Genomic DNA, 24,062 nt, shown 5'->3' on the forward strand with positions numbered 1-24,062 from the left:
ACGTGATAAAGCCACCAAATTGGTGGCTCAGAAGTTAATCCAGGGGAACACCCAAACGTTGGGCTACTTCTTCGTAAGCTTCCACCACGCCCCCAAGCCCCTGCCGAAAGCGATCTTTATCGAGTTTTTTACGGGTGGCTTTGTCCCACAAGCGACAGCCATCGGGAGAGAATTCATCACCGAGTACAATTTGGCCGTTAAAGACACCAAACTCCAGTTTAAAATCAACCAGCAGCATGCCCGCGTTATCAAACAGCGTACTCAGCACCTCATTGACCCGCAGCGTGAGACGTTTCATCTCGGCCAATTGTTCAGCGGTAGCCCAACCAAAAGACACCACATGCGACTCATTGATCATAGGATCATGCAAGGCATCATTTTTCAAAAACAGCTCGAAGGTTGGCGGGGTCAGTGCCATGCCCTCTTCAACGCCTAAGCGCTTAACCAAAGAGCCTGCAGCAAAGTTTCGAACCACACACTCAACCGGAATCATCGCCAGCTTCTTCACCAGCACTTCGTCATCGGCCAGCAAGGCTTCAACTTGCGTCGGGATCCCGGCCTGCTCCAGCTTTTGCATGATGAAAAAGTTGAATTTATTATTCACCATGCCTTTGCGGGCCAGCTGCTCGATACGCTCACCATCAAAGGCCGAAGTATCGTTTCGAAAATGCAGGATCAATTTGTCTGCATCGGTGGTGTGGTAAACGGTTTTGGCTTTACCACGGTACAATTCGGTTGTTTTATGCGTCATCTGCAACTCCGGCCTGAGCAAAATTTCAGGGCGCAAAGTATACGAGGCTTTGCGCCAATCTCAAATCACTTTTTTAGCAATGCTTACAGCTCAATGCGTGCTTCTGCTATGGCTGCCAACAATACCGGTTCCATCTCAGCTAACGTTGCCTCTGTCAGCACCTGACCAGCCGCATCCCGGAAGCTGATGCTGGTTTGTTGCTCAACCCGACTTAACACCACCTGGTAACTGCCTTCAGCGATGGGCAACACCGGCTTGGTGTTGCGGCGGAATACCCGGGAAAAAATGCCCGGGCGAGGCTTACGGTAATTCAGGTAGTAAGTGGAGGTGGAGCGGTTTAAGTCCGTCACGGCCAAGCTGAGCTCATCAAACAACGATTCAAGCTGGGTCCAGACGACCTCAAGGCTCTGTTCGGATAAAAATGATGGAGCACCATTGCCATCTTGCGCCAGTTCCAGGCTGCTGTCACTTGGACGACTGCGCCGTAACTGCGCTTGCCTGAATTCATCAGCACCAATAAAGGCGGTGAAACGGTTTAAAAAAGCCGCCTCCTCACGCTTTACGCCAGTTACCAATAGAGACGCATCTTCCTCGAAATATTGATGCTCAAGCATTTCAACCAGGACAGCAATGCTACGACCATGTGGTCGAGGCTCCATGCTTACCCGAAATTTTGCCTGCTGCTGTGGCTGTTCAGATTTCCAAAACCAGGCCCCTTTGGTTCGCGTTTGAACCACCCAGCCGGTGGTCCAAACCAGTTCATCTGCCTGCTGGTAGCTGATACCTTGTTCATTAAAAAACGCGCTAAGCTTGCTTTCTAAATATGGTTGCAGATCACCGCTGTAATCATTGCGATCAAACCAGATCCTTGCTTTGGTCTCCTCTTCATCAACCCGACTGCTGGCTGAGAGTGGAACAACCAACCCCGGAGGCTTGGTATCGACCAACTGCTTCGATGCACGAACCTCTGGAATATCGAATTGCGCGGGTTGCGGTGGCATACTAAGATGCGCAGGAACCTGAAGCGGCTGACTTGCAATCGGCTCTTGTTCAGTTTTGGGTGAAGAGAAGATGGAGCAGCCACTAAGTAGCAGGCTGGCAATGATACAACTGGTTACCGAATAATGCACCTGGTAAACTCCTAAAAATCAATACTGGCGTGTTCTAATGCTTGTTCGATACCGGCTTGGTGAATTGGTTCCAGCGTCGTCAAGGGTAGGCGAACAAAATCAGAGGTAATGAGCCCCATATGGGCTAGTGCCCACTTAACAGGGATGGGATTGGCCTCAACGAACAACTCCTGATGCAATGGCTGCAGTTGAGCGTCCAGACTGCGGCACCGATCGGCATTCTGCACTGCAGCAGCCTGCACAACGGCAGCAATCTGAGCCGGTGCCACATTGGCCGTCACTGAAATGACGCCATGCCCCCCGGCCAGCAAAAACTCTGCACTGCTGCCATCATCGCCACTAAATAAAGCAAAGTCAGCCGGGCAGCAGTCTTTTAAATCCTGCAACCGCTCCAATGAACCGGTAGCTTCTTTGATACCGACAATATTCGGTACTTTGGCAAGCTCTGCAACAGTTTCCGGCAGTAAGTCGACCGCCGTGCGGCCAGGCACATTGTACAATAGAATAGGCTTATCGGTCGCGGCAGCAATGGCTTGAAAGTGCAGCTTCATGCCCTTTTGCATTGGCTTGTTGTAGTAAGGCGTTACGGTTAAAAAGCCATCGACAGGCAAGTTTGCCAACAGCCTGGTTTTGTCGACCGCAGCTTTGGTACTGTTGGCACCATTGCCGACAATGACCGGAATAGCACCCGCCACTTGCTGACAGACTGCCTTGACAATGGCAATCTGTTCATCCTGCTCCAGCGTAGCGGCTTCAGCTGTAGTACCAAGCACCACCAAGCCGTCGGTTCCGGCTTCCAAATGAAAGCGAACCAATCGCTCCAAGCTGGCAAAATCAATCTCACCCGATGCCAGCATGGGGGTGATCAAAGCCACATAACTGCCTTTCAACATGCGCAAAATATCCCACACTCTCTCAAATTCGTTTCGGGCGCCTATGTTAAAGACTGCGCCTCTTAAACACAAGGTTCGCTTGAAAACATCTGACAGCTCTAAGGCGTGTTGACCTTTGCCGTTTGTTTTTGCAGCTGCTTGGCTGATATTTATACAAGGCAAAGGTCAACACGCCCTACATTCGCATGACAGTAAGCAGTGTTATGGTACACTTAGCCACCATTTTTACGGACAGGAACTGTCATGACGCAACATCTGGTGGTGACAGCCATTGGTACCGACCGCACGGGTCTGGTAAGCCAACTGGCAAGGCTGGTCACCGATTGCCAATGCAATATACTCGACAGTCGCATGGCTATTTTTGGTCATGAGTTAACCTTTATCATGTTACTGGCCGGTGACCCCAGTGCCATCAGTCGCGTGGAACATCTGCTCCCCAGCCTGGGCCTGGAGCTGGATTTGCTGACCATGATGAAACGCACGCCAGCACATGACCTCCCGCCGGTGGCCAGTCACGCGGTGCTGAGCTATCAGGGACCAGACAAGGTTGGAACCTTGCGTGCTATAACCGCCTTGCTGGCCCAACATCAGGTCTCCATCACAGCTTTACGCTCCAAAACCGTTGCCAAAGATGATGGCCAGTGGATGGAAGCCAGCATGACGTTGCAGTTTTTGCACGACCATCCGGTCTCTGAGATTAAACAGGCAGTGATGCAGTTGCTGCACGAGCTGCAACTCAGTGGCGAATTCAGTGCTCAACTTTAACCCTTAACAAGGAACCTCCGATGATTCCAAAGCTTCCAGAATTGAATGTACAGGGCAAGGTGTCCACGGAAGAGTGGCAGCTACGGCTGGATTTAGCTGCCTGTTATCGGCTGGTGGCGCATTTTGGTTGGGACGATTTAATCTACACCCACTTGTCGGCCCGGCTGCCTGGCACCGATCACTACCTGGTCAATGCCTTCGGCCTGGCCTTTGACGAAGTCACAGCCTCCAATCTGGTCAAGGTCGACCTGGCTGGCAAGATCCTGGATGACACCCCTTTTCAGATCAATCCAGCTGGCTTTACCATACACAGTGCCATCCATGAGGTGCGTGAGGATGCCCACTGTGTCATTCATTTGCACACCCCGGCGACCATCGCCGTAGCCAGTGTCGAAGGCGGCTTGCGCCCCTTAAGCCAGTACTCCATGTTTTCATTGCCCTCTTTGTCTTACCATCACTACGAAGGCCTGGCGGTGAATGCAGAGGAGAAAGCCAGGCTGCAAACTGACCTGGGCCAGAACAATCATCTGCTGTTGGTCAATCATGGTGGTTTAACGGTTGGGCCCACAGTAGGCGATGCTTTTATGCGGATGTACGATTTGCAACGTGCCTGCGAGATTCAGCTGTTGCTGCAAAGCAGCGGTCAGAAAATCATCGAAGTCCCGCAAGCCATTCAGGATGGTATTTACCAGCAAGCCAAGGTAGTGCATAGTGGCAGTACAGGCGGCCAGAAGGCCTGGCCTGCCATGTTACGCAAAGCCTGGCGACTGGATCCTGGCTTTGCCCGTTAATCAGGTTTCTGCTTTAAAAGGAAGCGCTATGAAAGTTACCCGTGTTGAAGTGTTTGATATCCACTGCCCTGAGCGTCCGGCCTGGACCCCGGTTTTTGTGCGCATCCACACCGACGAAGGCATTCATGGCGTTGGCGAAGCCGGCCTGGCCTATGATTTGGGTCACAGCGCAGCAGCGGCCATGATCAAAGAGATGGCCGAAGCTTTTTTGATTGGTCACGACCCTTTCCAAACTGAAAAACTCTGGTCGCGGATGCTGCGCGAAAGCTTCTGGGGCTTAGGCGGCGGCCCGGTGGTGTATGCGGCCATGTCGGCTATTGATACCGCCTTATGGGACATCAAAGGCAAAGCCCTGGGTGTGCCGGTTTACCAGTTGCTTGGCGGCAAGGTCAACGACAAGCTGCGCACCTACGCTTCGCAGCTGCAATTTGACTGGGGCCCGGAGTTCAAGGCCTTAGTTCACCCAGAACAATACGCCGAAGCCGCTTTAAAGGCCATTGCCGAAGGCTACGATGCGGTCAAAGTAGACCCTATTCAGTACGACAAAGACGGCAACACCTACTACGACCGCACCAACATTATTTCCCGCGCCGAGATGAAACTGTACCGGGCCCGGATGCAGGCCATTCGCGAAGCCGTGGGCGATGAAGTCGACATTATTTTTGAGTGCCACAGCCTGCCCGGCGCCACCAGCGCTATTCAGATTGGAGAAATCGCCGAAGAATTTGACTGCATGTACTACGAAGAGCCAGTCAATTACCTGAACCATTCTCTGCACGACAAAGTCGCCCGTAAAGTCAAAGTCCCGATTGCCGGTGGTGAGCGTTTGTACAACCGCTGGGGCGTGCGTCCTTATTTTGAAGATCAAAGCATTGATGTGCTGCAACCCGACATCGGCCTTTGTGGCGGCTTTACCGAAACCAAGAAAGTCTGTGATTACGCCGATATCTTTGATATCCGTATTCAGGCGCACGTCTGCGGCGGCCCGGTGGCAACAGCGGCCTCTTTGCATTTGGAAACCGCCATCCCCAATTTCCTGATCCACGAGCACCATACCTATGCATTAAAGGCATGGAACCGTGAGCTCTGCCTGCAGGATCCGCAGCCGGTGAATGGCTTTTTCCAGGTCTCCGAGACCCCGGGCATCGGCATTGAGCTGAACGACGACGTGGTGATGCGCTCGCAACGTGTTGAAATTAAATAAGCTATTTAAAATAGATTTGGGCTGCTGTTTGGCAACGTAACCACTGCCTGTCAGCTTGGCTGGTACCAAGCTGCTGGCAGAGCTGTTCATACCGCTGCCATAAGTGCTGATAACTGCCTTGCCATAAACACAGTGGAAAGTTACTGGCCAGCATCAGGCGATCTGTCGGTAGTAGCTCCAGAGCAGCTGAAAGCACCCGCTGGAACCAACGGCTATCGAAGGAGCTCGCCACCCCAGCCTGCTGCATTTCCCAGCCAGAGAGTTTCATCGAAATAGTCGGATAATGACCTAGCTGCTGCAGTGCCTGTTGCCAGCCGCTGAACCGCTCCGGTGTTACCAGCCCGGCATGATTGAGCACCAGTTGCAACTTGGGTTGTTTCACTGCCAGTTCGACAAGGCGCTGCCAGTTGCCAGCTTTACTGAGATCGCACTGCACTTCAAGCAGCAGCTGATGCTGCGCCAGCCAACCGGCAATGGTCTCAAGCTCAGATCGCTGCAACACAGCCTCATCTTCCCCTTCAAAGATATGACGCACCCCGGCAGGCTGATAAGGCAGTAACGCCTGCAGCATCCGCTCTACCTCGCTAAGCGGCGCAGCGCAATCCAAAAATGCTACGCTGCGATACGCGAAGGGCCAATGCTGCTGGTTTAACCAGGAAAGCTCCTGTTCTGGCCGCTGGTTATTAAAACCCGCTTCAATGTGCACAGCTCCCAGTAAGCGAAACGGTGACTGCAACGCTAAGTCTGCCGGCAGAAAATCCTGCTGCAGCACCGCTTTTTCAGGCCAGTGAGGTGGATTATTAGGGCGCAGCCAGTGGTAATCACCAGCGCTTAGTTGCCAGACATGCAGATGCGGATCGATGATGCCAAGCGAAGCTTCTCTCATTGCGCGGTATAACCACCGTCAATCAGCTGCAGACTGCCGGTGATAAAGGCGGCCTCCGGGCTGGCCAAAAATGCCACCAACGCTGCCACTTCTTCGGGTTTCCCTAAACGCCCCAATGGCTGCTCAGCTGCTTCTTCACGGTGCACCTCAGATACTTCACGACCACTTTTTGCGCAATAGCGGGCAATGGCCTGCTGGTACAAGGGCGTATCAATGGTGCCGGGACAGATGGCATTGCAGCGAATGTTAAAGCTGGCGTAATCAAGCGCTGTGGTGCGCGCCATTGATGCCAGTGCCGCCTTGGTCAGGTTGTAAGCAAAAGAGTTGCGCTTGCCAATGACCGCTTGATCCGAGGCCATCAGCAAAATAACACCATCGCGCTGCTGTTTCATCTGTGGCAAAACCGCCTGCACTGCGGCAAAAGCTCCTTTGACATTCAGCGCAAACAGCTCATCCAGCATCGCCTCAGTGGTCTGCTCTATATCGGCTGAAAGGTGCCGTCCGGCATTGGACACCAAGAGATCAATGCGGCCATAGTCAGCCTGAACCCCGGCAATCACCTGGTGCACCTCAGCCACCTTACTGACATCACAGGCCTTATACTCACCGGGGCCTGGCTGAATATCCAGGTTGATCACCTGATAGCCCTGCTGCAGCAGTTTTTCCGCCACAGCCGCCCCGATGCCGGCACTGCCACCTGTGACCACGGCAACCGGCTTTGAACCCTTGTTTTGCATGCTTACAAACCCCATAGGCCCATGGCCTGATCCAATCACTAAAACTCGTTGTATCATAACAGCTTTGGTCGGTCGCGGCTTGAGACTTCTGACCGGGCTGTTACACTAAGACTCGTTTTCAATGCTCTAAGGATACCCTATGCAAACCCTGACTGCCGGACAAACCGCACCTGATTTTACCTTGCAAGACCAAAACGGCCAGAGCGTCAGCCTGGCTGATTTTCGCGGCAAGAAAGTGCTGGTGTATTTTTACCCGCGCGCTTCAACGCCTGGCTGTACCGTGCAAGCTTGTGGCTTACGTGATAGCAAAGCGGAGCTGGAAAAGCTGGGGGTTGTGGTGCTGGGTTTAAGCCCGGATACCCCGAAAAAACTGCTGAACTTCGTCACGAAACAGGAGCTTAATTTCACCCTGCTGGCGGATGAAGATCACAGCGTGGCTGACGCCTTTGGTGTCTGGGGACCGAAAAAGTTTATGGGCCGGGTCAGCGATGGCATTCATCGCACCAGCTTTCTGATTGATGAACAAGGCACCATCGCCCATGTGTTCGACAAGTTTAAAACCAAAGATCACCATCAGGTGGTGCTCGATTACTTGAACCAATAAGTCATTTGCCCTGCCAGCTCTTGCTTTGGTCGGATCCGACATGCAAGAGCTCTGACTTTGTGCATACTAGGGCGTGTTGACCAAAATGACACAAATTTGTATGGAGGATTTATGCACGCGCTCCAAAAGATCTCATTCACTGCCGCTGCCATGCTGTTGGCTGGCTTGGTGCAGACGCAAACTCAAGCCCAAACCATTGACACTGAACATGGCCCTATCCAACTGACGACCATTGCAGAGGGGCTGCAACACCCCTGGGGCATGACTTTTTTGCCGGATGGTCGTATGCTGGTGACCGAACGTACTGCCAACTTGCGCTATGTCAGCATGGACGGCAGCATCAGCGACCCAATTGCCGGCCTGCCGGATATTCTGGTCGACGGTCAGGGCGGTTTGCTTGATGTGGCACTCCATCCAGACTTTGTTAACAACCAATGGGTGTATTTCAGCTACAACGAGCCCTCAGCTGAAGGAAGCAGCACTGCGGTAGCCAGAGCTCGCTTAAAGGATATGCAGCTGGAGCAGTTGGAGGTTATTTTCAGTGCCCAACCAAAAATGCGTAGCCGTCACCACTTTGGCAGCCGCCTGGTATTTACTGACGATGGCTATCTTTTTGTTGCCTTAGGCGATCGGGGATCGCGCCGGCACGATGCCCAAACGCTGGATACCCACCACGGCAAAGTAGTGCGCATTTACCCCGATGGGACCATTCCAGAAACCAACCCCTTTGTGGGCCGGGAAGGTCTGGACGATATCTGGTCCTATGGGCACCGCAACATCCAAGGTGCTGATTTGCACCCTGTGACGCGTGAACTCTGGACCCATGAACATGGCCCTCAGGGCGGCGATGAACTGAATCTGACGCTTGCCGCCAGAAACTATGGCTGGCCGACCATCACTTACGGTGAAGAGTACGGTGGTGGTCACATTGGCCCGACCCACAAAGAAGGGATGGAGCAACCGGTTCACCAGTGGACCCCCTCCATCGCGCCAAGCGGCATGGTGTTCTACACCGGTGAGCTATTCAATGACTGGCAAGGCAATGCCCTGGTAGGTGCCCTGCGTTATCAGCTGGTGGCACGACTGGTAATGGATGGCAATAAGGTGACGCACGAAGAGCGCATTGATATTGGCATGCGGGTGCGCGATGTTCGTCAGGGACCCGATGGCAAAGTTTACTTGCTGACCGACGAACCCAACGGCAAAGTATTGCAGCTTAAACCGGCGGCAAGCGAGTAACCACCGAACCAGAGCTGCACAAGCAGCTCTGGGTATATACCCAAGTAACCTCAAGATGCAGGCTTCAGCGGGAGATAAAAGCGCTTTAGGCAAGGCAGTTGTTGGAAGCTTTGGTGGTTCCAAATCGACAACAGCTAACGCGGCATAAAGCGCTTTTAGCCCCGCCCTGTGGGAGCCTTTGGGCGCTTCCACTGCGGTGTTACCCTGGCTAGCAAGGTGGTCGACATTGCGTCGCCAGTGTGCCTTGCATTGAAAGCGCCCAAAGGCTCTGAAACTCGCATCTTGAGGTCACTTGGGTATATGTTACTCTGCCACCTCGGAAGAGGCCTGCACCCGAGCCGACCAGGCATTGACCGTGGCTTTGACTAGAGACGCCAATGGAATGGCAAAGAAGATACCCCAAAAACCAAATAAACCGCCAAAGAACAACACCGCTACGATGATGTACACCGGATGCAAGTCAATGACTTCGGAAAACAATAATGGAACCAATAGATTGCCATCAAGTGCCTGGATTACGGCATAGGCCAGCATTAAGTAGCCAAACTGGGCACTAAACCCCCACTGAAACAATGCCACCAATGCAATTGGCAAGGTGACAACCGCAGCCCCGATGTAGGGGATCAACACGGAGAAGCCGACCAGGACTCCCAGCAACAATGGATAGTTCAGGCCAAACAAAGCAAAGACAGCATAACTGACCGAGCCGACAATCAAAATTTCCAGAATTTTCCCGCGGACATAATTCATAATTTGGAAGTTCATTTCCTGCCAGACCTGGCCAATCAACTTACGTTCTGTCGGTAAAATGGCCGCAAAGCGTGTCATCAGCAGCTCTTTGTCTTTCAGCATAAAAAAGACCAGCAAGGGCACCAGAATCAGGTAGATCATCAAAGCAACCAGGTCAACGATGGACGCCAGCGACAAGGACAACATATCACGGCCAAAAGCCATTAAACGCTCATCAACCGATTGCATAAAAATATTGACTTGTTCAGTGCTGATCACACCGGGAAAAGCTTCTGGTAACTCCAGCAAATATTGCCTGCCTTGCTCGATCATCTGCGGCATATCCCGCAGCAAGGTGCGCCCCTGATGCCAAAACAATGGCATGGTCCACATCAATACCATGGTACTGAGTCCAATAAAGGTAGAGACTACCAAGCTGGTACTAATGGCTCGCGATAGCCCCAATCGGGTCAGCCTGGCGACCGGCCACTCCAGCAAGTAAGCAAACGCAATGGCAACCAGCAAAGGCGCTAAAATCCGTCCAAGCCAGTAAATGGCCAGAAACCCCAGCAACAACATCAGAAAAAGCACCACAACCTGAGGGTCAGAAAACTTGTGGTGATACCACTTCTTCAGCCAGGACAGCATGCATTGCGCTCCTTAATTGAACTTTTCGCTTAAAAACTGCAGATACCATACAGCATAGCTCTGTATCTGTCAGATTTGTATGGTAGATTACCAGATAACCGTGACAAGATAATTGCCAGCAAAGGACTGAACTTCAGCGAGCTTTTTCTGCCTAAAGCTCTGATTGGCTGTCTTAACCCACTAGGCTGTATGAACGCATGATCGCACACTACGACCGCACTTTCTCTCGAACCCTTTTTCCCACTTGGCTTGTATCGCTGCTGCTATGGCTGCTGCTCGCTGGCGTCCAGCCTGAAGCTCATGCCAGCCCTAACTTACCGGATTTAGGCGGCAGTGGTTTTTCCACGCTAACCCCGGAAAAAGAAAAGATTATTGGCGATGTGTTAATGCGTCAGGCCAAAGGCTCGCTGCCGATGGTGTTTGATCCCCTGCTGGATGAGTACATCAATGCGCTTGGCAACCGGCTGGTCGCCAACGCCAACGATGTGCGCTTCCCATTCCGCTTTTACTGGATTGACGATCGCAACATCAATGCCTTTGCTACTTTAGGCGGCCACATTGCCTCTCACACCGGCACTTTGGCGATATCCGACAGCGAAAGCGAGTTTGCTTCTGTCATGGCGCACGAAATTGCGCACGTGACGCAGCGTCACATTGCCCGCTTTGTTGAAGCACAAAGCCAGCGGGCCCCATTAACGATGGCAGGCTTGCTTGGCGCCATTGTACTGGCAACAGTAAACCCGGAAGCAGGCATGGCTGCCATGATGGCCACTCAGGGCGCTTCCGCCCAGGCATCCATCAATTTTACCCGCAGCAATGAACAGGAAGCGGATCGTATCGGCATGCAAATTTTGGCCGATGCCGGTTTTGACCCTCATGCAGTGCCCGAATTCTTCCGCAAGCTCAGCGAACGCAGCCGCTTTATGAATCAGCAACTGGCTTTTTTGCAAACGCATCCTCTGTCACAAGCCCGTGTCAGCGATACCAGACTGCGCGCCGAACGCTTTCCCAAGCGTTATGTCCCCGATAGTCAGGATTACACCCTTGCCAAAGCTCGGGTTTTAGCCCGTCATCACCACAAAGGCGAAGATGTGGTGACAATTTTCAAGCAGCGGTTAAAGCAAACCGGAGGCAATACTCGAGCCAATCAATATGGTCTGGCCATCGCCTATCTGGATGCTAAGCGTTATCAAGACGCAGAAGAGCTGATTTTAAGCTTGCTGGAAAAAGACAACTACAATCTGTACTACATCGATGTCTACACCGATGTGTTGCTGGGATTAAACCGTGCCAATGACGCCCTGGAAATGCTGGAGTACCACTTCCGGATTCGCCCGAACAATCAGGTGGTGACACTGAACTATGCCAATGCCGCCATTAAAGCCGGTGGCAACCGGCTGGCCATCCACCTGCTGCGAAACATGCTGCATTACAAACCAGACAATATACTTGCTTATGATTTGATTGCCAGGGCCTATCAAAACCTGGAGGATTTTGCGCGCTTCTATGAAGCACGCTCCGACTTTCACTACCAGTTGGCCAATTACCCCAGAGCCATTGATGATTTGCAAGAGGCGCTCAATCACCTGACAAGTGCTGAGACACTGGAAAACCGACGTCTGGAAGCAAAACGCCGCCAAATTCAGGCTGAATATGATCGTTTACGCCGGATGTAAGTCCGGCTTTGCACCCGGGCCGTACTTTCTCTACAATAGCGCCATTTGATTCGCTGGAGCTCCTATGCTGACCATTCTCCATAACCCGCGTTGTTCCAAAAGCCGTCAGGCGCTGGCTTTGTTGCAGCAACACCAAGCAGACTTGACGGTGATTGACTACCAAAAAACACCATTGAGCAAGGCAGAATTGACCGCGGTGGTTACCAAGCTGGGAATAACGCCACGGGACTTACTGCGCACCAAAGAAGAGGCTTACCAAAGCTTGCAGCTCGACAATTCAGAACTTAGCGACGATGCCCTGCTCGAAGCCATGCTAGCGCAGCCTAAACTGATGGAGCGTCCGGTGATCTTTGATGACAGCCGCGCCGTGATAGGCCGTCCACCCGAAAAGGTATTGGAACTGCTCGCATGACGGTGCAGGTGCTGATTTTGTATTACTCAAGACACGGCTCTGTCACCCGGCTGGCGGAAAAAATTGCCATTGGCGTACAACAAACCGGGGCAGAAGCCCGGCTACGCTCAATCCAGCCCCTGGACCCAAACGAACAACCTGTGCATCCAGTGGTCAGTGAAGACGATATCCGAAATTGTCATGCTCTGATTGTTGGCAGCCCGGTGCGTTTTGGTTTGATGGCCGCACCTTTGAAAGCTTTTTGGGATCAAACCAGTCAGCATTGGATCCGCGGCAGCCTGATTGATAAACCAGCCGCGGTTTTCACCTCATCCGGCAGCATGCACGGCGGCAATGAAGCCACCTTGCTGGGCATGATGCTGCCTTTGCTGCATCATGGCATGCTGCTGTGCGGCCTGCCCTACAGTGAGCCGGCACTGAACAGCACCCCACAAGGGGGCACTCCCTATGGGCCCAGTCACGTCAGTGGGCTGACTGGCGACAAACCATTCCATCAAGACGAACAGGCACTTTGCCTGGCTTTAGGCCAGCGCGTTGCCCGCTTCGCCCAACAATTGCATCAGGAGCAAGCCGTCTCATGAATGCTGGTAAACCAGAACACCTTCAAACATCCGAGCTGCCAATGGCGGACAAAACCAGACAGTTTTTATGGCTGGGCCGTATCGGCTACTTTGGACTTTTTGCCTTAATTCCTTTGTGGCTGCTTTGGCTGGCACCACCGAGCCTTGGCAATCCAATGGTTTTATTGCTGCTGTTGTGGCTGCCTTTGTGGTTCCCATTACCAGGCATCCTTAAAGGGGAGCCCTACACCTTTGCCTGGGCCAACTTTATTGTGATGATCTACTTTATTCATAGTCTGACCAATTTGTGGGTGGCCGCAGGGCTCTATTTCTGGTTGTCGGTACTGGAATTGGTATTGGCGCTAATGATGTTCTTTGGCTGCACCTATTATGCCCGCTTTCGCGGCCAGGAGCTGGGCCGCAAAATTCCACGGTTAAAAGATGATCCCAGGCCTTAACGCCCGGCATACTCCAGCTGCTGCAACACACACTGCTGCTGCTGGCAGCTGGCAACAGGTTCCAGCACTAATTCACAGCTGCTGATGGTCCCTAATCGTTGATGTTGCTGCTGACGCAGCAGCGTGAACTGCTCACTGGTTTGCAGCAGCAACGGCTCATCCGTTCCCAGGGCTGAATACACCAAAAACTGCTCTGGGCCACCACAAGGCCGCACCCCTTTCGCCAACACTTTGCAGTGGCTGTCCTGCTCGCAGCTTTTGTCGTCGGTGAGGTGGCCCAGGCGGCGCTCCAACTGACGCAAATTCAGCTGCAGTTGTGCTAAGGAGCCATCAAACTCGCTTAGCAGTGCTGCTCGCTGTTGTTCTTCTGTCAATTGCACACATCCTGCCAATGCCGTAACGACAACCAGCCAGAGTGCCGTAAACCCGGAATTTTTGATCATCATAAACTCCTGTTCCGGTAGCAGCACTCAATTGTCGCTACCGCGGGATAGTAATTCGTGCCATCTGCAATACGGCAACGTACCGGCCGTACTGGAAAGCGTAGTCTGTCAGCTCAGCTTCAACTTCAAAACCAAAGCGCTCGTACAAAGCCACTGCGGCCTCATTGCTGCAATACACCTGCAACTCCATACGACGAATCGCCAGCCAGTTGTCCGCAAAGTCCAATGCCGCACGCAATAAGCTGGAGCCAATGCCCTGCCCTTGGTAAGGCTCAGAAACAGCCATACCTATATCCGCCACATGACGGCGTCGTGGGTTCTGCATTTGTTGCAATCCCAACTGCCCAACCACTTGCCCCTCCAGCTCAGCGACAAAATTGTAGAAACCTGGTTGCGGTTGACAGAGCTTTTCCCAATGGGCCTGGGCTTGCAAAGGCAGCTGCAGGGTATTGGCATAGATGCTGGGCTCTTGGTAAATTTGTTGCAAAGCACTGGCATCAGCCAGTTCAGCATGACGGATTATAACCGGCATCAATGCATCCTTCTGTGAAAAAATGTATCCGAATATTAACAGAGAACGCCATCGGCCTTGCTTAGACAGGCTCAACGGACTTTGGTAGTTATCAGCAGCATATAGCGGGAAGGTGGCAGGCACAAGATCATTTGTACCTGCCCAAACGAGGATTAGAGTTGAGCTTCCAACTCTGGCAATACGGTAAAGAGATCAGCTACCAGACCATAGTCGGCAACCTGGAAGATGGGCGCTTCCGCATCTTTGTTAATGGCCACGATCACCTTGGAGTCTTTCATACCTGCCAGGTGTTGAATAGCACCGGAGATACCCACCGCGATGTAAAGCTCAGGAGCCACTATCTTACCGGTTTGACCCACTTGCATGTCGTTCGGCACAAAACCGGCGTCTACAGCTGCCCGTGATGCACCAATGGCAGCACCCAATTTGTCGGCAATGCCGTCCAGCAGTTTGAAGTTGTCGCCATTTTGCATACCGCGTCCACCTGAGATCACCACCCGGGCCGCCGTCAACTCAGGGCGCTCGGAAACCGTCAACTCGTCTTTGACAAAACGCGATACCGCCAGATCCTTGATCACCGAGACCGACTCGATCGCAGCAGAGCCCTCTTCTGTCACGGCATCGAAGGCAGAGCTGCGCACAGTGATCACCTTAACCGCATCGGATGATTGCACGGTCGCAATGGCGTTGCCTGCATAAATAGGACGGACAAAGGTATCAGCCGACTCTACAGCAATGATGTCGGAAATCTGAGCCACATCCAATAAAGCGGCAACCCGGGGTAAAAAGTTTTTACCTGTGGTGGTCGCAGCAGCCAGAATATGGCTGTAACCCTCGGCCAGCTCCAATACCAAAGCCGCTATGTTTTCAGCCAGCTGATGACCGTAGGCCGTATGGTCAGCCACCAACACCTTGCCGACTCCTGTCAACTTGCTGGCTTGCTCAGCCACGCTCTGACACCCCTCACCAGCCACCAACAAGTGAATATCACCACCAATTTGCCGGGCAGCATGCACCGTTTTGTGCGTTTCCGGCTTTAACTGTTGGTTGTTATGCTCTGCAATAATCAGGATGCTCATTGGATCACCTTCGCTTCATTCTTCAGTTTGTCAACCAGCTCGGTCACCGACTCCACCACGATGCCACCACTGCGGCCTGCCGGCGCAGCAACTTTCAACAGCTTCACATTGGAGGTTAAAGCCACGCCAAGGCTATCGGCCGGGATCACCTCCAGCGGCTTGCGCTTCGCTTTCATGATGTTTGGCAAGGAAGCGTAACGTGGTTCGTTCAAGCGCAGATCCGTGCTCACCACAGCCGGCAAACTCAGTTCTACCGTTTGCAAACCACCATCCACTTCACGGGTCACTTGAACCTTGCTGTCCGGGGTCAGTTCGACCTTGGAGGCAAAAGTCCCCTGGCCAATGCCTGCCAGGGCAGCCAGCATCTGGCCGGTCTGATTGTTGTCGGAGTCAATGGCCTGCTTGCCAATGATCACCAGCTCTGGCTGCTCTTTTTCCAGCAGCTTGTGCAGCAGCTTGGCAACCTGCAAGGAGTCAAGCTCAGCCTCAGTTTCAAGCTGAATAGCACGATCGGCCCCCAGAGCCAGTGCAGTCCGCAATTGCTCTTGCACGGCCTTGCTGCCAATAGAGACCACCACCACCTCAGTCGCCTGGCCCGCTTCTTTTAAACGAACCGCTTCCTCAACCGCAATTTCACAAAATGGATTCAGTGCCATTTTCACATTGGTTAAATCCACGCCACTCTCATCGGCTTTCACCCGAACCTTGACGTTGTAATCGATGACCCGTTTAACCGGCACTAGTATTTTCATAGATTCCTCACATTGCACAGGGGAAACCGTCAACGGCTGCTGGCAGCCAGGTTGACGCTAAGGTAAACTTACCCAGCAGAACGAGCTCACAATCTACTTACTGTTGACGTAAACGTCAACCTGCAATAGGCTTTACTGGTGGTTTCATGCTGAATTCGCCGTAAATAATACCATCCAGTCCCTGCATAGACGAGTAGCAAATCGTCACAAATCGGGGCAAAATTGATAAAAATCAGCGCCAGGATGCCAGCAACGGGGTATCCCTAAAAAGCCCGAACAACGCCAGATAATAAACAATAGAGATAGAGGTCAGCTGTGGACGTGCAAAGAGAATCGATGGAATTTGACGTAGTGATTGTAGGTGCCGGTCCGGCTGGTTTGTCTGCAGCCATTCGCCTGATGCAACAAGCTCAGCAAGCAGAACAGGAACTGATGGTCTGTGTGGTAGAAAAAGGCTCCGAAGTCGGTGCCCACATTCTATCCGGAGCTGTCTTTGAGCCAAGAGCACTGCAAGAACTGCTGCCCGATTGGCAACAGCTTGGCGCCCCCCTGAATACGCCGGTGGTGCACGACGACATTTACCTGCTGCAATCGGAAAGCCAGGCTAAAAAGCTGCCGGCTTTTGCGGTACCTAAAACCATGCACAACAGCGGCAACTACATTGTATCGATGGGCAACGTCTGTCGCTGGCTGGCTGAACAAGCCGAGCAGCTCGGGGTAGAAATTTTCCCCGGTTTTCCAGCGTCAGAGCTTATCGTCGAAGAAGGCGTGGTCAAAGGCATTATTACCGGCGACATGGGCCTGGATGTCGATGGCAACCCAAAAGACAGTTTCGAACCGGGTATGGAGCTGCGCGCCAAATACACCATTTTTGCTGAAGGCTGTCGCGGCCATTTGGGCAAGCAACTGCTGGCACAATTTGAGCTGGAAAAAGACCGCTCCCCGCAGCATTACGCCATTGGTTTTAAAGAGATCTGGGATGTGGATGCCAGCAAGCATCACCCGGGTTTGGTGGTCCACAGCGCCGGCTGGCCACTGGATAAAGACACTTCGGGCGGAGGCTACCTGTACCATGCCGAAAACCAGCAAATTTTGGTAGGTTTGATTGTCGACTTAAATTACAGCAACCCACATTTAAGCCCCTTCGAGGAGTTCCAACGCTTTAAACAGCACCCAGTGATGAAGCAGTACCTCGAAGGAGGTAAGCGCGTCAGCTATGGTGCCAGAGCCATTGCCAAAGGCGGCTTGAACAGCCTGCCCAAAATGAGCTTCCCTGGCGGACTCCTGGCTGGCTGTGAAGCCGGCACTCTGAATTTCGCCAAAATCAAGGGCAACCATACTGCTATGAAGTCCGGCATGCTGGCAGCCGAAACCATTTTCGAGGCTTTGCAAGGTGGCGATGAAGGTGGTAAAGATCTCAGCAGTCACCAACAACGCTTTGAGCAAAGTTGGTTGTATGAAGAGCTGTACCGTTCGCGTAACTTTGGCCCGGCCATGCACAAGTTTGGCACCTTCTGGGGTGGCGCTTACAATACCATCGAGCAGAACTGGTTTGATGGCAAATTGCCCTGGACCTTAAAAGACGACAGCCTGGATCACGCCCAATTGAAAGAGGCCAGTGCCTGTTCGCCTATCCCTTACCCGAAACCAGACAATGTGCTCAGTTTTGATCGCCTGTCGTCGGTGTACTTATCCAACACCAATCATGAAGAAAAGCAGCCTTGCCACTTAAAGCTGAAGGACGCCAGCATTCCAATCCGCCAGAATTTACCGCGCTATGGCGAGCCCGCCCAGCGCTACTGCCCGGCAGGAGTGTATGAGGTGATTGAGGAAGCTGAAGGCGAGGTGCGTTTCCAGATTAACGCGCAAAATTGCATTCACTGCAAAACCTGTGACATCAAAGATCCGGCGCAGAATATTACCTGGGTCACCCCAGAAGGCCCGGGGGGTCCAAATTACCCCAATATGTAAGGATTCAGGGAGCCAAGTGCTCCCTTTTTTCTGCCATTTTGCATTGATTTTGTGTTCGGCCACAAAGCAGTCTACTTTTAATAGGTCATTTAACAATTAAACAGCAGGATTTTGCGCTATGACCAAACGAACACCTGTCCTCCCCCCTGAGCCCATTGAGCAGCCGGAAGATGACGTCATTGCCGTCCGCCCAGCCGCCAGCAGTAAAGTTGCCCAGAGTGCCGCGACCTTTGGGCAAGAGCGCTACATGTACTTTACCGAACGCGATTTAAACCGCATCCTGGCCAACCTGGACTCCTTGCGACAAACCGTGTTTCCTACCACGGGTACCGAACATGAAATCAGCGCCCCCAAGCAACAACACTTCCCTTCCGTCTGCTTAATTGGTTTAGGGCGCTGCGGCTCGAACATTGCGCTGGATGTTGCTTCGCTGGTTTACAACGCCCGCAATTTTTACCTCAATGAGTTCAACAACGAAGAAAAGCAAAACCGCGAGCAGGAATACCGGCCAATGCGCTGGATTAAACGCAGCCTGCATCTCAAGCCTTCCAACAGTTTAAAGCCAGTGTTCTTAATCGAACCTTTGGTGATGCTGGGCGATCTGGATAAAGACATCGAAGGTCGGATTCGCTTTTCCAATAAAGGGGAGTCGAGCGGCTTTCTGCACGATTACACCAAAATGAAGATTATGGACTTATCCGAAGTTCATGCTGGTGGTGCCGGTAACGCCCCTATTTTGGGCCAGTATCTGGCCAAGATTATTCTGAATAAAGATACCCAGCGTTTTTCCAACAGCGATTGGAAATTCATTCATTCGTATCTAATCGACTCTTGTGGCATCAAAGCCAACCAATCCCGGCTGTATTTTTATATCTTCAGCGCTGGCGGTGGTACCGGCTCAGGGATGGCGTCTGAGTTTGGCTTAGCGCAGCAATACGCCTACATGAGCAAAACCTTCGACACCCGCACCCTACCAGAAAATGAAGAAAACCGCGGGCATTCTTTTGTTTTTGAGCCTATTTTTACCAGTGGCATCTGCATCCTACCCAACATTTCCGATCATGGTGTCGAAATGTCCGAGGCACTGCACATCAACGCAGGCCGCTTGCTTTGCAAGTACCTGGCCGAAGAATGGGACTTCTCGTACAATTTTGACCAGGAAGAAAGCCGCGATGCCAGTGTGATGCACCGTATCCGGCCCTGGAATGCCATGATGCTGATCTCCAACGACATCATGCGTTATGCTGAAGAAACCGACGATGGTGATATTCAGCATATTGATGTCAACGCCATGGAAAAGTACGCCAATCAGTACATTTCGCAGCAAATTTTCAACATTTTGACCGCCCAGGCCGTCACCACCGACTACGATGAAAATTATTTCCGCCGTGCCGGCATCGACATTGGTGAAACCATCCGACTTGATGCCAATGATCTCTTTATGAGTCTGGCCGGCCCAGTGGCAGTGGCCTATGCCGAATCGGTGATGCCCAACGATGTTGGTGGTGCTGAAAAAACAAAACTGTTCGATAAACAAACGGCCACAGGCCTGAATATTGATGACTTGTTTTTCCGCTCCATTGACTTGCCACACTTTAACAAGGTGACACAGGCCATTGAGGGCATCAGCTTGCTGCCGATTGAGTCGAAGCGCTATCGCGAGACCCTGGCCAATTACCAGAAAAATGGCTATGACGCCAGCGAGTTAAAAGATCTGCACTTCTTCAAAAACTGTTCATCCGTGGTCTCAATCGTCTCCTTGCCGAAGGACTACAAGCTGTCGTACATGGATCTGAACCGGTTGAAATCGCACTTAAATAGCTTGTTCCCCAACACCACCTTAAAACGCTATGCGCTGGTCATTGGGGCATCCGCCAATATTTCGCTGACAACTCTGATCGTGAAAAGTCCCTGTTTAAGCGATGACTTCCTGACCTTGATCGCAGCCTACATCAAACGCTGCTTTGCCAAAGACAACTACCGGTTTGATGACCAGTTGGACGAGGCCATGCTCGACTTTATCCGCAGCGACGAGTTTGATGAAGCTTTGATCGACAGCATGCTGCACGAGCATGAAAACCCGGCGAAAATTCTGGATACCAACTGGTACGCCATTAAACCTATGTACGAGAAAAAGTACCGTGAGCTGATCCACAGCAAAGACAAGTTTATCTCCATCAACGATATCCGGCTCTCACGTGATAACGTGAAAAAAGCCATCAAGTATCTACGGGAGATTTACCGTCACAAAATCAGCAAAACCAAGGTCATTTCGCTTAATGGAGCACCGGCCAAAGCCGGTTCCAAGAGCTCGGACGATAAAAAAGGCTAGCTCGCCTGGCTTAACACTTGCTGCTTGCTCCCCGGGCAATTAAGCCTGGGGTTATTTTTATCCGTTTGCTTAAGGCAGTGGCTGAGCGCGTACCGCAGTGTAAAGCTGATACCAATGCTCGCGGCTTAACTCCACTTGCATGGCTTGCTGGCAGGCCTGAATACGCCGCACCGAGGTGGTGCCAATCACAGGCTGAATGGCAGCAGGATGGCGCATTAACCAGGCCAGCACCACTGCTTCTGCTGACACCTGGTAAGCCGCAGCCAGACGCTGCACCAGAATTGCAGTGGCTTGCTCAGCATCATTTCGCGGATAACGCCCCCCACTGAATACGCCTTGCGCCAGACTGCCCCAGGCTTGCAGTTGAATGTGCTCCAACTGGCAGTACTCAACCGTGCCGGCTGAAAAGTGACAATCGCTGCCAGCCGGCATACCGGTTAAGATCCCCTCCTCCAGCCAATGGTAATTGGCCAGGCTCATTTCCAGTTGATTGACCAGCAAAGGTTGCTCCAGGGCACGTTGCAACAGCTTCATTTGCGGCCAGGCCATGTTGGATACGCCAAAAGCCCGCACCTTGCCCTGCTGCTGCATCCGATTGAACACCTCCGCAATCCGCTCGGGTTCCATCAGCGGATCGGGCCGGTGCAACAGCAGCAGATCCAGATAATCGCAGTCCAACCGCTGCAGCGACGCCTCAACACTGCGCTCCAGATGCACAGGCGAAAAGTCGTAGTAGCCCGGCTGCTCATCCTTTGCCAGCCGGATGCCACACTTACTTTGAATAAAAAGATGCTCACGGGCGCAGCCTGACTGGCGTAAGTAGTCGCCAAACACCTGTTCGGACTTACCCAGGGTATAAATATCGGCATGGTCAAAACAGTAGATGCCACTATCAATCGCAGCGTCCAAGGCTGCGAAAGCCCGTTGACGCTGCTCGTTGCTAATCTCAGTATTGTCCCAGGCTCCACCGAGCTGCATGCAGCCATAGACCAGGCGACTGGCAGCGGGAAAAGCCGCCTGCAATGGAAATTTCATACACCCACCTTGTTCACGTTCTCGCTGTTTTGAAGTTATTGCCACTATATACCCAAGTAACCTCAAGATGCGAGTTTCAGAGACGCATCTTGAGGTTACTTGGGTATAGCCTTATTGCAGCAAAGCGCGCATGGCCTTAGACTAAACAGCAATTGTCTTTAGCACGCAGCAAAATCCCATGCCATCATCCAAACCAAGCTACCTGTTCGCCTTGTTGGCTGGCCCGCTCAGCTTTTTACTGCTCAGCAGCCTGGAGGTGCCTTTTGATGGCATGAGCCAGCACGCCTGGCTGATGGCGGCGCTAACACTCTGGATGGCGATTTGGTGGATCAGTGAAGCCGTGCCCATCCCTGTCACCTCGTTGTTGCCCATTGTCGTGATCCCGCTGCTTGGGCTGGACGCATTGAGCGCCGTCACCGCACCCTATGCACACCCGCTGATTTTCTTGTTTTTAGGCGGTTTTTTGCTGTCCATTGCCATGGAACGCTGGGAGCTGCATCGACGCATCGCTTTGCATGTGATGCTGATTGTCGGCAGCAATCCCAGCCAACAAATTGCCGGCTTAATGGTGGTGACGGCCTTTTTGTCGATGTGGATGTCCAATACAGCTACCTCGGTGATGATGCTGCCCATCGCCCTGTCGATTCTGGCTCTGCAACAAAGCCACAGTGAAACCAGCAATGGCTTTGGTACCGCCATCATGCTGGCGATTGCCTATTCAGCCAGTATCGGCGGTGTTGCTACCTTGATAGGCACTCCTCCCAACGCCCTGCTGGCTGCCTACCTGCAAAGCAATTACGACATTCAGATTGGTTTTGCTCGCTGGATGTTGCTTGGGGTCCCGGTTGCCAGTGTGCTGCTGGTTTTGTGCTGGTTGTGGTTGACCAAACTGGCATTTCGGCTGGATCAGGTAACCCTGAGCGATACCAAATCCTTGTACCACAGCGAGCTGCAACAGCTTGGCCCCATGAGTACCGGTGAAAAACGCGTTTTGATGGTCTTTTTATTCGCCGCTATAGGCTGGATCTCCCGTGAGTTCGTGCAAAGCCAAACCGGTTGGCCTCTGGACGATACCATCATCGCCATCATGGCTGCCTGTCTGCTGTTTATTGTGCCGGTGAACTGGCGCAGCGGCCAGCGTATTCTGCAATGGGACGACACCAAGAAACTGCCCTGGGGCATTCTGCTGTTGTTTGGTGGGGGCTTGGCACTGGCCGGACAAATTCAAAAATCCGGCCTGGCCGATTACATTGCGCTGCAAGTGGGTGGTCTGGACGGTATTAGCATTTTGCTGCTGGTGCTTTTGGTGACCAGCATCATTGTGTTTTTAACCGAGGTGACCAGCAACACAGCCACCGCCGCAGGCTTTTTGCCTTTGCTGGGGCCAGTCGCACTGGCGCTGGACACCAGCGTCGGCATGCTGGTGATCCCTGCGGCTCTGGCAGCCAGTTGTGCCTTTATGATGCCGGTGGCCACGCCCCCCAATGCCATTGTTTTCGCCTCTGGCAAGCTGAAGATCATCGATATGGTCAAAGCCGGCTTTGCGCTCAACATCATGGCCATCGCTGTGATTACGCTGTTTTGCTATTGGCTGGTCGAGTTGGTGTTTAGTTTCTGAACCGAGGGGTTCAAAGCAAAAAAGCAGCCATCAGGCTGCTTTTTTAGAAATTGGAGCGAGTAACGAGGTTCGAACTCGTGACCTCGACCTTGGCAAGGTCGCGCTCTACCAGCTGAGCTATACTCGCAAATCTGATTTACTGCTCTGGTTGCAGTAAATGGTGCCCGGGGCCGGACTTGAACCGGCACGAGGTTTCCCTCGAGGGATTTTAAAACGCTCACAGGCTTCATGCTGTTTCGGTTTGAAGTCATTTGTGCTTTGAATGACATCATCGGATGTACCTTTAAAATTCGAAATGTTGTCAATTGCTGCACATGCATTACACATAGCTTTTGGACTCACTTGGTATTTGATTGTAATTTTTAGTCTATAATTAATATTAACGTTTTTTGCACAGTTAAAATGCTGAATAAGCCAGTTAAGGAAAATTAAATGTCAGATATTCAAGAATCTGAACTTTATGATAATTACCAGGAAATGCTTGATAACGGAACATACTCTTCATTAGAAGAGCTCTGTAATCAAGAAGGAATTAATTATGATGATGCATTCAAAGACGTAGATTGCTGTGAAGAAAATTCAAACCATTTGCATGAATCTCTCGATCAAAACAACCTACTTCAAGCAATCGCAACAACCTTTTTTATGGGAGTTGGCGCTATCATAATGAAACACGTTTTAAAGAGCGTTGATTCGCCCATTAAGAAAAGCGGAAAAGATAAACCTTGAGCATAGTTTAATACCCAGAAGTTTAACGCTCGCTAAGTACTGCAAAACCCTAGTTCAAGCTTGAGGAACTTCTTGAAGCAGCTACGGA

At 52.1% G+C, this 24,062-nt stretch carries 24 protein-coding genes and 1 tRNA gene; 13 read left to right on the forward strand and 12 right to left on the reverse strand.

Translation table 11 applies throughout. The features are described 5' to 3' along the window. Positions 1-34: 34 nt before the first annotated feature. The 3 genes from purC to dapA all read right to left on the reverse strand — a co-directional run bounded on the left by purC (position 35) and on the right by dapA (position 2,774). Positions 35-751 (reverse strand): phosphoribosylaminoimidazolesuccinocarboxamide synthase, encoded by a 717-nt coding sequence (purC, locus tag Q3O59_RS07410; protein WP_305944960.1) that lies wholly within the window; start codon positions 749-751, stop codon positions 35-37. Positions 752-834: 83 nt separating this feature from the next. Beyond that, positions 835-1,881 (reverse strand): NlpB/DapX family lipoprotein, encoded by a 1,047-nt coding sequence (gene bamC / locus Q3O59_RS07415; RefSeq protein ID WP_305944961.1) that lies wholly within the window; start codon positions 1,879-1,881, stop codon positions 835-837. A gap of 11 nt (positions 1,882-1,892) precedes the next feature. Next, a complete protein-coding gene (dapA, locus tag Q3O59_RS07420) occupies positions 1,893-2,774 on the reverse strand; it encodes a 4-hydroxy-tetrahydrodipicolinate synthase (RefSeq protein WP_305944962.1) in 882 nt (293 codons plus the stop codon). A gap of 243 nt (positions 2,775-3,017) precedes the next feature. Here dapA and Q3O59_RS07425 point away from each other — a divergent pair, with 243 nt between their 5' ends. From Q3O59_RS07425 to Q3O59_RS07435, 3 genes are read left to right on the forward strand one after another with little or no spacing between them, the layout of a single operon-like run. After that, entirely contained in the window at positions 3,018-3,539 is a 522-nt protein-coding gene (locus Q3O59_RS07425; RefSeq protein ID WP_305944963.1) for a glycine cleavage system transcriptional repressor, read from the forward strand. 23 nt (positions 3,540-3,562) lie between these two features. After that, a complete protein-coding gene (locus Q3O59_RS07430; protein WP_305945125.1) occupies positions 3,563-4,330 on the forward strand; it encodes a class II aldolase/adducin family protein in 768 nt (255 codons plus the stop codon). Positions 4,331-4,358: 28 nt separating this feature from the next. Beyond that, entirely contained in the window at positions 4,359-5,534 is a 1,176-nt protein-coding gene (locus Q3O59_RS07435; protein ID WP_305944964.1) for a mandelate racemase/muconate lactonizing enzyme family protein, read from the forward strand. A 1-nt stretch (position 5,535) separates the two neighbouring features. Here the strand turns inward: Q3O59_RS07435 and Q3O59_RS07440 are convergent, their stop codons facing one another. Both Q3O59_RS07440 and Q3O59_RS07445 read right to left on the reverse strand, forming a co-directional pair. Next, a complete protein-coding gene (locus Q3O59_RS07440) occupies positions 5,536-6,420 on the reverse strand; it encodes an amidohydrolase family protein (RefSeq protein WP_305944965.1) in 885 nt (294 codons plus the stop codon). After that, positions 6,417-7,157: an SDR family NAD(P)-dependent oxidoreductase gene (locus tag Q3O59_RS07445; protein ID WP_305944966.1), complete on the reverse strand. Its 741-nt coding sequence runs from the start codon at positions 7,155-7,157 to the stop codon at positions 6,417-6,419. Before Q3O59_RS07445 ends, Q3O59_RS07440 begins: the two co-directional genes overlap by 4 nt. Before the next feature lie 139 nt (positions 7,158-7,296). On the opposite strand from Q3O59_RS07445, the gene bcp reads away from it, so the two are divergent. Continuing rightward, complete coding sequence (bcp, locus tag Q3O59_RS07450; protein ID WP_305944967.1) at positions 7,297-7,761, forward strand: thioredoxin-dependent thiol peroxidase; 465 nt, start codon at positions 7,297-7,299, stop codon at positions 7,759-7,761. A gap of 111 nt (positions 7,762-7,872) precedes the next feature. Continuing rightward, positions 7,873-9,000: a PQQ-dependent sugar dehydrogenase gene (locus Q3O59_RS07455; RefSeq protein WP_369812364.1), complete on the forward strand. Its 1,128-nt coding sequence runs from the start codon at positions 7,873-7,875 to the stop codon at positions 8,998-9,000. 303 nt (positions 9,001-9,303) lie between these two features. Here the strand turns inward: Q3O59_RS07455 and Q3O59_RS07460 are convergent, their stop codons facing one another. Next, positions 9,304-10,377 carry an AI-2E family transporter gene (locus Q3O59_RS07460; protein WP_305944968.1) on the reverse strand — a complete coding sequence of 358 codons (1,074 nt, stop codon included), beginning with the start codon at positions 10,375-10,377 and terminating at the stop codon, positions 9,304-9,306. A gap of 197 nt (positions 10,378-10,574) precedes the next feature. Between Q3O59_RS07460 and bepA the strand changes: the two genes are divergently transcribed. From bepA to Q3O59_RS07480, 4 genes are all read left to right on the forward strand, one after another. Next, complete coding sequence (bepA, locus tag Q3O59_RS07465) at positions 10,575-12,053, forward strand: beta-barrel assembly-enhancing protease (protein ID WP_305944969.1); 1,479 nt, start codon at positions 10,575-10,577, stop codon at positions 12,051-12,053. A gap of 64 nt (positions 12,054-12,117) precedes the next feature. Further along, on the forward strand, positions 12,118-12,465 hold the full coding sequence (gene arsC, locus Q3O59_RS07470) for an arsenate reductase (glutaredoxin) (RefSeq protein WP_305944970.1): 348 nt from the start codon (positions 12,118-12,120) through the stop codon (positions 12,463-12,465). After that, complete coding sequence (gene wrbA, locus Q3O59_RS07475; protein ID WP_305944971.1) at positions 12,462-13,046, forward strand: NAD(P)H:quinone oxidoreductase; 585 nt, start codon at positions 12,462-12,464, stop codon at positions 13,044-13,046. Before arsC ends, wrbA begins: the two co-directional genes overlap by 4 nt. After that, positions 13,043-13,483, forward strand: a complete 441-nt coding sequence (locus tag Q3O59_RS07480; RefSeq protein WP_305944972.1) for a DUF2069 domain-containing protein — start codon at positions 13,043-13,045, stop codon at positions 13,481-13,483. Before wrbA ends, Q3O59_RS07480 begins: the two co-directional genes overlap by 4 nt. On the opposite strand, the gene Q3O59_RS07485 is transcribed toward Q3O59_RS07480, so the two are convergent. From Q3O59_RS07485 to Q3O59_RS07500, 4 genes are all read right to left on the reverse strand, one after another. Further along, entirely contained in the window at positions 13,480-13,926 is a 447-nt protein-coding gene (locus Q3O59_RS07485; protein ID WP_305944973.1) for a hypothetical protein, read from the reverse strand. The genes Q3O59_RS07480 and Q3O59_RS07485 overlap by 4 nt on opposite strands. A 37-nt stretch (positions 13,927-13,963) precedes the next feature. Continuing rightward, on the reverse strand, positions 13,964-14,458 hold the full coding sequence (locus Q3O59_RS07490; protein WP_305944974.1) for a GNAT family N-acetyltransferase: 495 nt from the start codon (positions 14,456-14,458) through the stop codon (positions 13,964-13,966). A 152-nt stretch (positions 14,459-14,610) separates the two neighbouring features. Then, positions 14,611-15,537, reverse strand: coding sequence for an electron transfer flavoprotein subunit alpha/FixB family protein (locus tag Q3O59_RS07495; protein ID WP_305944975.1), 927 nt, complete (start codon positions 15,535-15,537; stop codon positions 14,611-14,613). Next, entirely contained in the window at positions 15,534-16,289 is a 756-nt protein-coding gene (locus Q3O59_RS07500) for an electron transfer flavoprotein subunit beta/FixA family protein (protein WP_305944976.1), read from the reverse strand. Before Q3O59_RS07500 ends, Q3O59_RS07495 begins: the two co-directional genes overlap by 4 nt. 321 nt (positions 16,290-16,610) lie before the next feature. Here Q3O59_RS07500 and Q3O59_RS07505 point away from each other — a divergent pair, with 321 nt between their 5' ends. Continuing rightward, positions 16,611-18,260, forward strand: coding sequence for an electron transfer flavoprotein-ubiquinone oxidoreductase (locus Q3O59_RS07505; RefSeq protein ID WP_305945127.1), 1,650 nt, complete (start codon positions 16,611-16,613; stop codon positions 18,258-18,260). 118 nt (positions 18,261-18,378) lie between these two features. Next, positions 18,379-20,592 carry a hypothetical protein gene (locus Q3O59_RS07510; RefSeq protein WP_305944977.1) on the forward strand — a complete coding sequence of 738 codons (2,214 nt, stop codon included), beginning with the start codon at positions 18,379-18,381 and terminating at the stop codon, positions 20,590-20,592. Between the two features lie 69 nt (positions 20,593-20,661). On the opposite strand, the gene Q3O59_RS07515 is transcribed toward Q3O59_RS07510, so the two are convergent. Beyond that, positions 20,662-21,627 carry an aldo/keto reductase gene (locus tag Q3O59_RS07515; protein WP_305944978.1) on the reverse strand — a complete coding sequence of 322 codons (966 nt, stop codon included), beginning with the start codon at positions 21,625-21,627 and terminating at the stop codon, positions 20,662-20,664. Between the two features lie 178 nt (positions 21,628-21,805). Here Q3O59_RS07515 and Q3O59_RS07520 point away from each other — a divergent pair, with 178 nt between their 5' ends. Continuing rightward, positions 21,806-23,245, forward strand: a complete 1,440-nt coding sequence (locus tag Q3O59_RS07520) for an SLC13 family permease (RefSeq protein WP_305944979.1) — start codon at positions 21,806-21,808, stop codon at positions 23,243-23,245. Positions 23,246-23,296: 51 nt separating this feature from the next. On the opposite strand, the gene Q3O59_RS07525 is transcribed toward Q3O59_RS07520, so the two are convergent. Further along, positions 23,297-23,372: transfer RNA gene (locus Q3O59_RS07525), tRNA-Gly, on the reverse strand. A gap of 305 nt (positions 23,373-23,677) precedes the next feature. Between Q3O59_RS07525 and Q3O59_RS07530 the strand changes: the two genes are divergently transcribed. Continuing rightward, positions 23,678-23,974: a hypothetical protein gene (locus Q3O59_RS07530; protein ID WP_305944980.1), complete on the forward strand. Its 297-nt coding sequence runs from the start codon at positions 23,678-23,680 to the stop codon at positions 23,972-23,974. The last annotated feature ends 88 nt before the right edge of the window (positions 23,975-24,062 follow it).

Origin of the sequence: Alkalimonas delamerensis, from assembly GCF_030717955.1 — a bacterium.
GTDB lineage: Bacteria > Pseudomonadota > Gammaproteobacteria > Enterobacterales > Alteromonadaceae > Alkalimonas > Alkalimonas delamerensis.